The sequence below is a fragment of the Vibrio methylphosphonaticus genome, assembly GCF_023634655.1.
In the GTDB taxonomy this organism is placed as follows: domain Bacteria; phylum Pseudomonadota; class Gammaproteobacteria; order Enterobacterales; family Vibrionaceae; genus Vibrio; species Vibrio methylphosphonaticus.
Genome location: NZ_JAMKMS010000014.1, coordinates 40255 through 53589 on the forward strand (window position 1 = coordinate 40255; position 13335 = coordinate 53589).

At 43.7% G+C, this 13335-nt stretch carries 14 protein-coding genes; 11 read left to right on the forward strand and 3 right to left on the reverse strand.

The window, feature by feature from the left end:
- Positions 1 to 16: 16 nt before the first annotated feature.
- Positions 17 to 952, reverse strand: coding sequence for a LysR substrate-binding domain-containing protein (locus tag M9196_RS16115; protein ID WP_250618548.1), 936 nt, complete (start codon positions 950 to 952; stop codon positions 17 to 19).
- Positions 953 to 1064: 112 nt separating this feature from the next.
- Between M9196_RS16115 and M9196_RS16120 the strand changes: the two genes are divergently transcribed.
- The 6 genes from M9196_RS16120 to M9196_RS16145 all read left to right on the forward strand — a co-directional run bounded on the left by M9196_RS16120 (position 1065) and on the right by M9196_RS16145 (position 7045).
- Positions 1065 to 2027 carry a DMT family transporter gene (locus tag M9196_RS16120; RefSeq protein ID WP_250618549.1) on the forward strand — a complete coding sequence of 321 codons (963 nt, stop codon included), beginning with the start codon at positions 1065 to 1067 and terminating at the stop codon, positions 2025 to 2027.
- Positions 2028 to 2146: 119 nt separating this feature from the next.
- Positions 2147 to 4300, forward strand: coding sequence for an LruC domain-containing protein (locus M9196_RS16125; protein WP_250618550.1), 2154 nt, complete (start codon positions 2147 to 2149; stop codon positions 4298 to 4300).
- Between the two features lie 9 nt (positions 4301 to 4309).
- The gene (locus M9196_RS16130) at positions 4310 to 4777 is read left to right on the forward strand and encodes a hypothetical protein (RefSeq protein WP_250618551.1); all 468 of its coding nucleotides are present in this window, start codon (positions 4310 to 4312) and stop codon (positions 4775 to 4777) included.
- Positions 4778 to 4930: 153 nt separating this feature from the next.
- Positions 4931 to 5509 carry an RNA-binding S4 domain-containing protein gene (locus M9196_RS16135; protein ID WP_250618633.1) on the forward strand — a complete coding sequence of 193 codons (579 nt, stop codon included), beginning with the start codon at positions 4931 to 4933 and terminating at the stop codon, positions 5507 to 5509.
- A 168-nt stretch (positions 5510 to 5677) separates the two neighbouring features.
- A complete protein-coding gene (locus M9196_RS16140) occupies positions 5678 to 6424 on the forward strand; it encodes a phosphatase (protein ID WP_250618552.1) in 747 nt (248 codons plus the stop codon).
- A 222-nt stretch (positions 6425 to 6646) separates the two neighbouring features.
- Complete coding sequence (locus tag M9196_RS16145; RefSeq protein ID WP_406707692.1) at positions 6647 to 7045, forward strand: cytochrome b562; 399 nt, start codon at positions 6647 to 6649, stop codon at positions 7043 to 7045.
- Positions 7046 to 7264: 219 nt separating this feature from the next.
- Here M9196_RS16145 and M9196_RS16150 read toward each other — a convergent pair whose 3' ends face one another.
- Positions 7265 to 7615 carry a hypothetical protein gene (locus M9196_RS16150; RefSeq protein WP_250618553.1) on the reverse strand — a complete coding sequence of 117 codons (351 nt, stop codon included), beginning with the start codon at positions 7613 to 7615 and terminating at the stop codon, positions 7265 to 7267.
- A gap of 340 nt (positions 7616 to 7955) precedes the next feature.
- On the reverse strand, positions 7956 to 10070 hold the full coding sequence (locus M9196_RS16155; protein WP_250618554.1) for a TonB-dependent siderophore receptor: 2115 nt from the start codon (positions 10068 to 10070) through the stop codon (positions 7956 to 7958).
- A 298-nt stretch (positions 10071 to 10368) separates the two neighbouring features.
- Here M9196_RS16155 and M9196_RS16160 point away from each other — a divergent pair, with 298 nt between their 5' ends.
- Genes M9196_RS16160 through M9196_RS16180 form a run of 5 tightly spaced genes read left to right on the forward strand, consistent with a single transcriptional unit; the run spans position 10369 to position 13296 of the window.
- Positions 10369 to 11025 (forward strand): PepSY-associated TM helix domain-containing protein, encoded by a 657-nt coding sequence (locus M9196_RS16160; protein WP_250618555.1) that lies wholly within the window; start codon positions 10369 to 10371, stop codon positions 11023 to 11025.
- Positions 11026 to 11038: 13 nt separating this feature from the next.
- Positions 11039 to 11551 (forward strand): DUF2271 domain-containing protein, encoded by a 513-nt coding sequence (locus M9196_RS16165; protein ID WP_250618556.1) that lies wholly within the window; start codon positions 11039 to 11041, stop codon positions 11549 to 11551.
- 6 nt (positions 11552 to 11557) lie between these two features.
- Complete coding sequence (locus M9196_RS16170) at positions 11558 to 12370, forward strand: DUF4198 domain-containing protein (protein ID WP_250618635.1); 813 nt, start codon at positions 11558 to 11560, stop codon at positions 12368 to 12370.
- A 30-nt stretch (positions 12371 to 12400) separates the two neighbouring features.
- The gene (locus M9196_RS16175) at positions 12401 to 12712 is read left to right on the forward strand and encodes a hypothetical protein (protein ID WP_250618557.1); all 312 of its coding nucleotides are present in this window, start codon (positions 12401 to 12403) and stop codon (positions 12710 to 12712) included.
- Complete coding sequence (locus M9196_RS16180) at positions 12709 to 13296, forward strand: hypothetical protein (RefSeq protein ID WP_250618558.1); 588 nt, start codon at positions 12709 to 12711, stop codon at positions 13294 to 13296. The genes M9196_RS16175 and M9196_RS16180 overlap by 4 nt, the downstream gene beginning before the upstream one ends.
- Positions 13297 to 13335: the final 39 nt, after the last annotated feature.

The window sequence follows — 13335 nt, forward strand, 5'->3', positions numbered from 1 at the left end:
TTTGATTATGAGTGGTTTACGCTTTAATCTTGCCCTGAGACTGAGACTGAGACTGAGACTGAGACTGAAACTGCTGTCTTAGCCAATGGCGCAGCGCGACAACGTTATCGGACTTCAGTTTGTCAGGTGCGCAGACAAAGTAAAAAGCTTGAATAGGATTCGCGATAGGCTCCCCAATTTCAACCAACAAACCATGTCCGATATCATCTTTGACAAATTGGCGGTGAGTGATTAGCACGCCAAGGTTGCGGATAGTGGCGTGGATGGCTTGAACCGACGCATTGAAGGTCAAGTTATTTGGAGACTCTGGTGTATCAACCCCGTGGGCTTCGCACCAGATATGCCAATCATTTTTTCGCCTGTCGTTAACTACTGAAATCGCAGGGTAGCGTGTAATCAATTCTGTGGCAGACAGTGCTGGTTTTTGTGTCAATGCGCTTGGGCTGGCGACTAAAACCAAATCATCGTCTGCTAATTTCTCGCAATAGTAATCTAGCCAATCATCAATAGAATCATGCACGAGGGCAATATCTACCCCTTCTAGTTCTAAACTAAACGACCCAACGCGATTTGATATGCGAATATCCAGCTGAGGTAGTGTTTGTTGCAAACTAGGAACGTTGGGGATCCACCAATGCAATGCCAGCGAATTAACCATGTTAATGGTCATTCTATGATCGCTTCCTTTGTTAAGTATTGCTTCATTAGCTTCTATGATTTTTGCAATGGCAGGGGCGATGTCTTGGTAGTACTTTTTACCTTGAGAGTTGACAGTGATGTGACGGCCTATGCGCTGAAATAACTGGGTTCCTAACTGACTCTCTAGCGTCTTGATAGCTTGACTTACTGCAGAATGACTCACATTTAGCTGCTCGGCTGCACGTGACATACTCCCTGTTTCTACCACATTAACAAAGGCATAAATTGATTTTAATGGGATATGGCTTTTCATTATATTCTTAGTTAAGTTTTTCTAACAATATAGTTCACAATTACTCGTTATTTTACTGTGGTGTAGATCAATATAATAACAATCAGTCAATCACGCTGTAGAGAGTAACGCGATGCTAAATAGTCCAGATCACCGAGCGGTAGGGTTTATGCTTTCCTCCACGTTAAGTTTGTCGATTACGGGAGTGGTAACGAAGTTTCTTGCTAGTGATATGTCGGCAGGTAACTTAACGATACTTCGCTTCCTTTTGCCAGCGGTGGTGTTACTACTATTTCTTGTGTTGACATCGATTCGATTACCTCCGAAGGAAATGCGTCGAATTCTTGCCATTCGTTCATTAAGTATTGGTGCCTGTCAGCTGTGCTTTATCTATGCGATCGATAAACTGTCGTTGGTTGAAAGCGTTGTATTATTTGGTACGGGACCTTTGTTTATCATGCTGTTCGAAACAGTATTTTTCCGTATTCGTTTGTCCTTTATTACCATAGCGTCATTGTTATTAACCTCGATAGGGGTTGTCTTGCTGGCGGGTGATGTGTCGGGATTTAGTGCAAAACCTGAGGTCTTGGTGGGGTTACTCGCTGGTGTGTTCAATGCGGGGTCGCAATTGAGCCTTCATAGAGCGTCAAAAGGCAGTATGTCCGGGATAGAAAATAATGCGTGGACGTTTTTATTCGCAGGTGTTGCTATAGTGCCGATTGTTTTTGTGACTTCACCTGACGCACTCAGTGAAACATGGCATGCATTTACAACACCAAGGCACATCGCAAACCATTGGGAGACGTTAACACTTCTCGCCTTGTTGACGGTGATGGTTATCAATACTCAAACGAGTCGTTACAAAGCCTATCAATTAGCGGCAACTAACTCTCAAATCGCCCCGTTAATTTATACCAATCTTATTTTTACTGCCGTCTGGCAGTTTGCTTTCTTTGATGTGGTGTTTACACACCCTCAAATTTTCGGTTTATCGTTAATCATTGGCGCAAATGTGATGTGTACGATGATCAAACGGCCTTTTATCGATAAAAAATCCAGAAGCAATCGGCACAGGCCACCAATTTCTTCAAATTGATTCTCAAATTGAAAGTTAACACCTGATTTTTATGTAAGCTGCTGATTTTGTATGTAATTTGAATTTGGCGCGAACCTTGTATTGATGTAAGTAATCTGCGTCAATCAAGGGACTAGATAATGCAAAATCCAAAACAGCACACTCAACTAACATCCATAGTAAAACTTGGGGTAGCACTGGCGATAGCGACGGCCACAAGTGCCCATGCCGCTCCTTTTGAAACGTGTCCAAGTAAAGCCTACTTGTTCCAAGCTAACCCAGTACAGGTTTATGGGGTCAATCTTGTCACCGGCTCAACAGCCCTTCTGCAAGGAGATACGGGACTAAACGCCAACATTAATGGGGTAGGGTTTGATTTCAATGGTCGTTACATCTACGGCTATGACACCTCGAACAAGCAAATTGTTAGACTCGGTGAAGACTTTATCGCAGAAACAGTATCGACAACGGGCCTGCCGACGAGCCACACGTTCTACGTAGGCGACGTATATGAAGATGTGTACTACCTATACCGCAAAGGAAAAGGGCTTTTTACCATCGATGTCTCCCCGCTCGCCGCTGACGCTAACGCGACGTTAGTTGTCAACCAAGTGAGCACGCGAGCGGTAGTTAACCTTACTGATTTTGCTTTTCATCCGAGTGATGGAAGTCTCTATGGTATTGATAATAATACCGGAGGCTTGTATTCATTCGACCCAGCTACCGGGCAAGAAACGTATATTGGTGACACAGGAGAGTTAGGTACCTTTGGTGCGGGTTATTTCGATGTGGACGGCTATTACTATGTCGCTCGTAATCAAGATGGACAAATATATCGAATCGATCTTTCTCCAGGTAATGCAGCGAATATTGCTGCTGGCGTGGTGCCTGCAGTTAAATTCGCTGACGGTCCTTCATCAAATCAAAATGACGGCGCGCGCTGTGCTAATGCGCCGGTCATCGATGAAGACTCAAACATTGACTTTGGTGACGCGCCAATCAGTTATTCGACCAAGCTTGCAGACAATGGTCCGAGACACGAACTGGATGGCGTTACGTGGATGGGTTCAGATGCGCCTGATGGTGACCAAGATGGTCTAAGTTCTGGGTTGGCGGATGACGAAGTAGGCATCGACGATGAAAATGGGGTGGGCTTTGTTACTTCAGTCGAGCCTGGATTAGACAGTATCGTAAGAGTGAATGCTTCAACGAGTGGTTACCTTTCTGCATGGATTGACTGGAACCAAGATGGGGACTTTGCAGATGATGGCGAGCAAGTATTCACCGATCAACTGCTTGAATCTGGGAATAATGATCTTATTTTAACAGCGGCTGTAGACGCAGAAATAGGGTCAACATGGAGCCGATTCAGATTTAGCCAACAAACGGGTTTGAGCTACTCAGGTGGTTCTACATCGGGAGAGGTTGAAGATCATTCGTTGACCGTCACAGGTGAAGGGATCTCCGTTCGTTATTATCCTAATGCAACAGGCTATACGACGGTAGCGTATGAAGACAACTGGCCATACACCGCGGATTACGACATGAATGATGTGGTGGTTAGATATCGAATCACTGAAATATTGCGTGATGGCGCTGTTGTTAAATCTAAGATCGATGGTTACTTAGGTGCGGTAGGTGCGTCGTATCACAATGGGTTTGCTTTGCGCTTGAAGGGGGTTAATCGTAGTGACATTGATGCTACCACCACTCGCCAAATTCATAATGGCAGTCAACGTGAAAGCAGTGGCCTTGAAGACATCTCCAATGAAGCCATTTTTGTGATTAGTGAAGATACATCCGTCTATAAAGTCGAAGGGTGTGACTATCACCGAACGTTGGCATCTTGTGCTCAACAAGAGGACGTGCAGCTCAACTTTACTCTACACGTCAACTTCCTTGACGGTTCGGATACTTCGTCGCTAATGAGTATGCCATATGACCCGTTTATCTTTGCCACCCCTGGTTACTATCACGGGGAAGGATACTTCCAACCTGGAAGAGCGTGGGAAGTACACTTACCCAACTATGAACCCACAGAGCAATTTAATGCACAGCTGTTTGCAGGCTTAGGTGTGGATGTCAGTGACTCGAATAGCGGAGTTTATTACAAAACGTCAGGTAATCTACCGTGGGCACTAATGATAAACGATGAATGGGAGTGGCCAATCGAAAGAACCGACCTTGTTGTTGCCTACCCACAATTTGCAACTTATGCCGAATCGGCAGGTGACCAAGCGAAAAATTGGTTTGAATCTCAATATGCAACGCCGGGCAAATGCTACGTACCTTAGGAGGCTGTTATGAAAAACACTATATTATTTATTACGACATTAGGAATGGTGACAGCTTGCGGCGGCGGAGGTGGTGGCGGTGATTCAACAGGTGGCGGTACGCCCACACCTGCACCCATTCAAACCCCGGCGACAACACCAACAGCAGCATCGCGGACAATGGCTGATTTATCTATTCCAGATGAGTTGGATTACAACCCAGTGGAGGAATATGCACTCTCTGTCGATGCAAGCGGGGAAGTTTCGGGACGAGCATTAGTGTCGGTTTACACTGACTTTACGATTCAGAGCTCTGGCGAAGCGCTGCCAGTTTATGATAGTCGTATTGCTTCAGTGTCACTGCAATCGGGAAAAGGCAATATCGATTTCTCCTCTGCAGAACATGTGGACGAATTCTTGCTAGAAATATGGACGCATGATGGTAATCCACCGCTGCAAAAAATTGTCTCTGCTGATACTGAGAACCTAGTTTGGTAGTGAGATACAGCTTAAACAGCTAAGAATCGAGCTCTAGTAACGACATGAAAAAGAAAAGCCCCGTTTTACGGGGCTTTTTATTAGATAGAATGGGCGCAAACCAGTACAATGCCCGACAATGATACAAAGACACTTATTTTGAGTAACCGCGATATGAATGACGAACACTTTGACGAAAGCTACGAAGAAGATGCGATAGAAATAGAGGCGCTCGGTATTGAGGTCTCCAGTCACCCAATAGAGCTTTACAAGTTGTTTAAAGTGGCAAACTTAGTCGGTGGTGGTGGCGAAGCTAAGCACTTTATCGCGGAAGGTTATGTGGCGGTTAACGGCGAATTAGAAACAAGAAAGCGTCGTAAAATGTATGATGGTGATTTTTTTGAATTCAACCAAGAGTACTACGTGGTGGTGTGCGATCAGCCACCATTAGAAACCACAAAAAACAACGATGAGAAAGAGACAAAGAAAGCATCAGGCTCTAAATCCTCATCAAAAGAGTCGAAAAAAAACCAGCAGACCAAACGAGATGCTAAGAAAAACTCATCGTCTAAGAAAGATCGGACGTCGAAGAAAGATCCGGCTAAGAACCCGAGCTCGAACTTAAGCGCTTCTGCTAAAAAGAAAGATAAAAGTAGCAAAAACACTAAGCCTAAAGCAGCAGAAACACCATCTGTGGATAAGTCAAAAAGCAAAGATCCAAATAGTGGTCGCGGTGGGATCGATTTCTTTTAATATTTCTTTGATAGGTTGAAGAAGCTAAGCGACAGTGAATGAAAGGTAGCCTCATCGCTAGCTTTTATTGAACAAGCAGAAACATTTCCCAAACACTAACTTGGTGGCGCTAATTTTGTTACTCAATAGTGTCACTAAATAGCGTCTTTGAAAGCTAGGAGAGCAGAAATGCAATTTGTTGTTGATACTCACACGCATACTTACGCGAGTGGACACGCCTACAGTACTATCATGGAAAATGCCCAAGCTGCGAGTCAGGCAGGGTTAAAAATACTGTGTACCACCGACCATGCGGATTCAATGCCGGGCGCGCCTCATTATTGGTTTTTTTCTAATCAACGTGTATTACCACGCTTCTTGTTCGATGTGGCGATTATTCGTGGCGTAGAAGCCAATATCTTGAATGAACAGGGCGAGATAGATATTCATCCAAGCTCTTATGCATCATTGGATTGGATTATTGGCAGCTTTCATGAGCCCGTTTTTAGACCCGCGACCAAAGATGTCCACACACAAGCGTTAATTAATGTCATCGAGAGTGGCAACATTGATGCACTAGGGCACCTTGGGAATCCTAATTTTGATTTTGATTTCGACGCCGTAGCTCGATGCGCAGCGCAACATCATGTTGCCATTGAAATTAATAATTCCACCTTGAAGGGACACAGCCGAGTGGGCAGCGTAGAGCGTTGCTATGACATTGCGAGAGCCGTCAAAAAGGCTGGGGGATATATTACAACGGGCAGTGATTCACACTTTTGTGACACGATAGGTCAATTTGAGTTCACCAGTAAACTGTTGGAAGAGGTGGCGATGCCGGCGGAGAAAATTATTACTCATAGTACCAGTCAGTTTCTGCGTTTTTTACAACGTCGCGGTAGAGCACCAATAGAAGCGTTCGCAGCGCTTGAGTAATATCACAACGCACACAAATGGGTTATTTAGTGTCGTTAGCATTGAGTTAGCTCAGGATAGATTAGTGATATTGTTGTGAATAAAAATATTACGTTTAGAAACAATTATTGTCGTAGATTGCCTATAGAGTTCAGTACAATGTCGCTCGTAAGTGATCTTTTTTTGTCGTATCAAGAGTCGATTGCGACATATAACGTCACTTCTTTTCAAAAGGAATCTCATATGAACACAACAATAAAAGCAGGTGCCTTTGCACTCATGCTTGCGGTTAGCTCGACCGCTTTTGCTACAGAAGGCGTTGACCTTAAGAAAAACATGCAAGCAATGAAGCTAGCATTCAAACAAGCCGCTGAAGCGCAGTCTATTGACGAAATGAAAACACCAGTCGAGACACTAGATACGCTCATTGCAGACAGCAAGCAAGGTGATTATCCACCTGAAAAAACGGAACTTTACCAAGAAGGTTTCAATAAACTGTCATCGGCGTTGGAGCAGGTGGACAAAGATTTACAACAAGGTGACTTAGAGGCGGCTAAGCAGACATTACGTGAAGTGGACAGCTTACGTGTAGAGTACCATGACCGACGTAACCCAAGTATTTGGCAGCGTTTATTCGGTTAATGGTCGCGGTTTCTTAAATGTTACCTGTTTCTTGATTAGTTATACCATGAAGGCTTCAATAGCGAGTAGGGGTATAACAATCAAGATACAAGGGTCTGGTTACTTAGTACGTGCTACGTATAACGCGTAATCTAGGATGGTAATTGATAAGTCGTAATTGATCGCACTTATCGTATAGCACGTGATCGTTAGGCAACTCGCCTACCATCAAGGATTAGGTTAAAGTCCAAAACCAATTTTTGGTTGCATGCGTACTGAGCGAACACCCCAGGGTGTCAGATCAGGCTTAGGTTGCCCCGTGTAATTACCCAAACAAATATAGCCTTTTGACAAATATCGATAGAGAAAGTCCCCGCCATCGAGGGAGTTGGCTTTATCATTACCCGTGATAAATTGAATGCGCTCGACACGCAAATCTCGTGCAGTTTTAAATGCGGCATAAACCGAAGAGTTAATCTTGTGAGCGTCGAGATCGTTGAGCACGGCTTTATCGGACATTTTTGCCGTCGTACGACTAAAGATCATAATCAAGCGCTTTTGTTGTTCAGATGAAACAATGAGCATTTCCATGAAAGACTTCCTTGAAAAAACGACAGACTATACAGCAAGCGCTTCACTAATCATAGTTAACCCCCAATAACACACATTTGAAGGAACACGTCATAAATAGTGGCTTATAAGCAACCGCTTATAAAACGTTGATCATAAAAAATAGTTCATAATAAATAACTCATAACAAATACCGTATCACTAAGAATAAATAATGAATGCTTCATAATGACAAGCTTTTCATTTTTAAATCGTAGTACGGGATCACCCACGCCTTGATGATTTTCTTATATTGATAACGACGAAAATCGCCCTATCAGGAAGACAGGGCGATGAATTTACTCAATATAGAGTTTGTAGATTAGAACGTTGCGTTAACAGATAACTTTAGACGACGTTCATTACCGTAGTGAACATCGGTGTACAGCCCTTCGCTTGAAGAACCGCCCGTTCCGGCAATATATTCTGTATCAAATAGGTTCTCGATATTGAATCGGAAGTCCCATGTTGTAGCACCGCTTTTCACTTTATGTGATGCACCTGTATCAATACGAGTATAGCCATCAAGTTTCAAGGTGTTGTTGTTATCAGCCCAACGTTCACCCTGATAGAATAAACCAATGTTTAGTGCGGTTGCTTCTGTCACGGCATATCGTGTCCACGCAGACCCCGTCCATTCTGGTACGTTTGCTGGCGTCTTTCCGTTGAGCGTCGCGTGATTTTCGTATTCCGCATCTAGGTACATACCTGAAGCCATAACAAACCAGTTTTGTGACACTTGACCTTGCGCGGTTGCTTCCGCACCTTTGTGATGTTGGCTTGCTCCTTGATCCCATACCGGAGTTGCGCTGCTGCCAAGGTTAAGCAAAATGTTGTTTTTAGTGATGTCAAATACGGCACCGGTCAATAATAAGCTATTATCGAGTAACTCCCATTTCGTCCCAACTTCATATTGTTTCGCTGTTGCAGGGTCAAAACTTAACATGTTGCCATTGCCGTCATCTTGGCTGCTAGTCGGTTCAAAACTCTCCGAATAATTCGCGTAAATACTACCGTTGTAGGCAGGATGGAAAATCACCCCAACTTTTGGTGAAAACGCTTGGCTATCGTTACCACCACTTACGTCACCATTGTCTGCATAATATAGATCATAACGACCACCAATAAGCACTTGCCAATGGTCGTTAATTGTCATTAGGTCTTGCGCATAGAATCCGTAGAATTGGTTGTCCGAATTGTAAGCGGTGCTATCTCTACGATAATCCAGACCAGGATCTCGCTCTTCAGTACCAGGAACAACAGGCGTCGTTGTTCCTGATTCACGATATTGTTCATAGTCGTACAAGCGACCGTTTGTCCCAAATAATAGTTTGTGTTCAATATTACCGAGTTTAACGTCACCGTTGAGGTCTAGGCTGAATGTACGCAGTTGCCAATCGTCGAGTCGGTCAAAGGGTTTGATTTCGTAGCTACCGTCGTTAATGGTATCAGAGGTTGGTCTCGGTGATGAATCATGACGTTGGCGTTTATAGAGTTGGTGGTTGTAAGCCGCTTTAACCGTCCAATCAGTTCCTAAATAAACCTCAACGTCACCACCGATATTATCAACGGTAATATCGGTATAGGCCCAAGACATGTCGTGGATCGCATCTTTTCCACCGACAGGGTTCCCTTCACTATCAAGCCAAGCGCCTGAATCGATATTGGCCTTATCTTGAGTTCGCTCATAATGGAATGAAGCTAAGCCCCAGTCGGATAGGTCTGCTTCGATGATGCCATAACCTAAGAAGCGATCGCGTTCACGGTTGTCGCCGTTAGCGTACTTACGTGATTCAATCGTATCTTGTTTAACCAACACTGTGCGGCCACGGATACTACCAGATTCGTTAAGCGCTCCAGATGCATCAATATGGATGCGGCTGCTGCCCAAATCATCGAAATCAGTACCGATATTTACCATCGGTTTGTGCGTCGGTCGCTTTGAAACCATGTTGATCAAACCACCTGGAGTCGTTTGACCGTATAGGAGGCTAGAAGGGCCTTTGATTATTTCAATACGCTCCATCGTCTCAATAGGTAGCATGTAGTGGGACCACTGTGTTTGTCCGTTACGCAAGTAGCTGGTTCCGGTATTTAGCTCAAACCCTCGTGAATAGAATACTTCACGGTTCCACTTTTTTGATCCCGCATTAATACTGGCGTCATTTTGTAACGCTTCCCCTAACGTTGTAGCAAGTTGTTCATCGAGAATAATTTCAGGAATGACGCTTACAGACTGAGGGGTGTCAAGCATGGTTGCGTCAGAGCGCATCGCACCCGTTGCACTATCAACTTTGTAATCATCAAAACTTTGAGCGTGAACCGTCAGGGTTTCATCTACTTGTTTTTCAGACTCAGTTTGAGTGTTTGCCTGAGCTTGCGCTGAAACTAATGCGATTAATACAGCACTGCTAACTGCCGTGAGAGAGAAGTTCATGACTTATCCTTTTCGTAACATGAATTTATTATTTTTGTTGTTTATTTACATACTATAAACACCATTTGATGCGGACGATATTGATAATACTTATCATTAACAATGTCATCTGTATGTTTGTGTGAGCTGTATCACGTTATTTTTGAGTTACTGATGTTTTTTTCTACTGCGGGTAGGGCGTTGAGGGGGGTGGAATAAAGTTAAATTGTAAAGCTATGTAAGATAAGAACTTATTTGTAACTTGGTTGTTCGCTTTTAGTTGTTTTTACAAAAATCCTTTGATAGTCTTCGCTTTCAAATGAAGATACAAATTATTATCATTAGTGTTGGCGGCAATGTGTTAAAAGGTAAAATCGTTCAAAATTGGTCCAGAAAAATTCATATTTATAGTTCAATGATGCTGTTGTTAGCCTTGCTTTTTTTTGCGTTCACCGGTCTAACGCTTAATCGGCCTCACCTATATGTTGCGAAATCTGAAGTGGTTGAGTATGTCATTTCATTACCTGAGACGCTGTTCTCAGCAGAAAACGGCTATCGACCTAATCGTGATGAACTTGTGGAGGTGTTAAAGCAGCACTCCGCAATAAAAGGGATACCTTCCGAGCTGTCTATCTATGTTGATATTGAGGACGGTCAATTACTAGAAGGCGAGGTTGAACTGGATTTTAAGTCCCCCGGTTACAACGCTGTGGTGTTCGTCGATGTACTTACCAAACAGGCTGAAGTATCCACAACAGATTATGGTTTGGTCGCTTGGCTAAATGATTTACATAAAGGCAGAAATACGGGGCCAAGCTGGGATGCGTTTATTGATTTTGTCAGCGTCATAATGATCTTATTTACAATTACAGGCGGAATTTTACTTCTGCCAAAGAAAAAAACGTTACTAACGGCAATGAAATGGACCGCAGTAGGAACGGTAGTGACTGTCCTCTGTTATTTATTTAGTTTTTAAAAATGGACCCTATATGTCTAAAACACTCTTGATTTTCTTATGCGTTATTTTAAGCCCGTTTGTGCAGGCTTCGGAAAATACGTTTCCTGAATCCAAAAAGTTTGAAATTGAGCTCACGATTCCTTCGTTAGAAGTGGCGGCTTATGCCAGACCGTATGTTGCCGTTTGGCTAGAAGATGATGAACGTACCGTCGTGAAAAATATTGCCGTTTGGACAGGTCGTCAAACCGAATGGCTAAAAGACATTCGTAAATGGTGGCGTAACTTTGGGCGTTATAACATCGACCACATTGATGGTTATACGTCTGCAACTCGCGCACCAGGAACATACAGTATTGTTTGGGATGGTTCATCGGATCTGGGTGAGCCGATAGCCCTGAGCCAGTACACGTTATATATCGAAGTGGTTCGAGAGCATGGTGGTCGTGACCTCATTCGTCAGCCCATCGATCTAACCCAAGAAAATTTTGTCATTGAAACCTCAGGTAAATCTGAGGTTCAGCAAATTACTATTACATACAAATAGGGAAAAATAATGAAACTAGCAAAAGTTTGTCTTCTTGCTGCGGCGCTAGTCGTGCCATCGCTAACGGCTAATGCACATCCACTATGGATTTTGCCTTCTCATTTTACGGTTTCTAAGCAGGAAGGTGACTGGATAGCGTTTGACGTGACCGCCAGTCACACCACATTCGCAGTCGATAAACCAGCAGGCGCCCTAGAAGCGTATGTGTTAACACCAAGTGGTAAAAAAGAGCGCCCTGATGCGGTATTAAAAGGAAAGCGTCGTTCTGTATTCGATTTTTTCTTCGTTGAACAGGGCACACATAAAGTCATTCAACAGCCTAAACCGTTCTATATGACGACGTATAAATCAGGTAAACGTGATGCTGAACGCCGAGCTCGTATTAATAAGGCGGAAATTGCTCAATTACCGGAGAAAGCGCGAGATATCTCTACGATAAAAATTAGTAAAATCGCCGAAACGTATATCACAGTGATGGCGCCAACAAAGGTGACGGCACCCAATAAAGGCTTTGCAATGCAGCCGATCACGCATCCAGCAGATATTGTTGAGCAGTCACCGGTCACGTTCCAGTTTCTGTACGATGGTAAGCCGCAAGCAGGTGTCGAAGCAACGGTGACTCAAGATGGTACGTTGTACAGAGAATCACAGCAAGAAATTAAATTGACGTCTGATAGCGAAGGGAAAGTCACGTTTACCCCGAATGAAGCTGGTCGCTATTTGTTGGCAACCTTCCATACAGTTGAGCTAGAGAATAATGCTTTGGCTGACAAAGAAGGCACAATGTACCGCTTATCTTTTGAAGCTCAACTCGATTAAGCCACCGGTGTGAATGATGAGAAGACTAAGATGAAACTCGCGGTATTGTTACTCAGTATGTTGCCTGCATTGGCGCAGGCTCATTATGGAATGATGGAGTGTTGGCTCTCGAACGAGGGGGAAGCATTAGTATGCCAAGCCGGTTGGACCGATGGTACTGGCGCACCGAATTATGACATAGAGTTGTACGACTACGATGAAACCTTATTGGCCCGTGAAGTCACCAATAGTGAGTCATTGGTGACATTCCAAACACCAACGGATGACTTTTTTGTTGTGTTTGATTCGGGTCACGAATACGCGGTTGAAGTCGACGTGGAAGATGTTAAGGAAGTGCGATGAAGGTGCAATTGGTTAAGCCTGACAATGGCTCACAAGAAGGTAAGTTCTTGCTGGTCGGTGTTGTTGTATTGTTCCTATTTGGGTTCTTTGCTTTACCGTTTAATCAAGTCCATACCGAACGTAGTGAATTGGCGTCACATCAGGTTGGAAGTAACGAAGTGTCTAGTAAGATGCTAAATCTACTGGCTCAGCTGCAACTTGCTCACCAAGAAATACATGATATTCAGCTCGACTATAACAATGAAGACGATAAAAACAGCAATGAAGACGACAAAAACGCTACAGCGCAAAAGTGGCCTTCGATTACTGAATTAGAGACTCTTTATCTTGCGCCGTTTATAAAAGACAAAAACTGGGAGAATCTTGGTCAGTTAACCTGGACAGATTCTCAAAACGGTGTGTATTCAGCCGTCGCTCAACAAGATTTTGATGTGAAGAAAATTTTGCTGGATCTGAGAAATGATGACGCTGAAGTATGGATCAATGCAACGAACACGCCGCTCGAAAGTTACTCGACACCATCACTCATCGGCAATGATTGGAAGCAAATTGTGTTCGTTAAAATTGATCGCCAGTCGCATTAACATTAGGAGTATTCGTGAAATTCTTGTTATCTATTACAT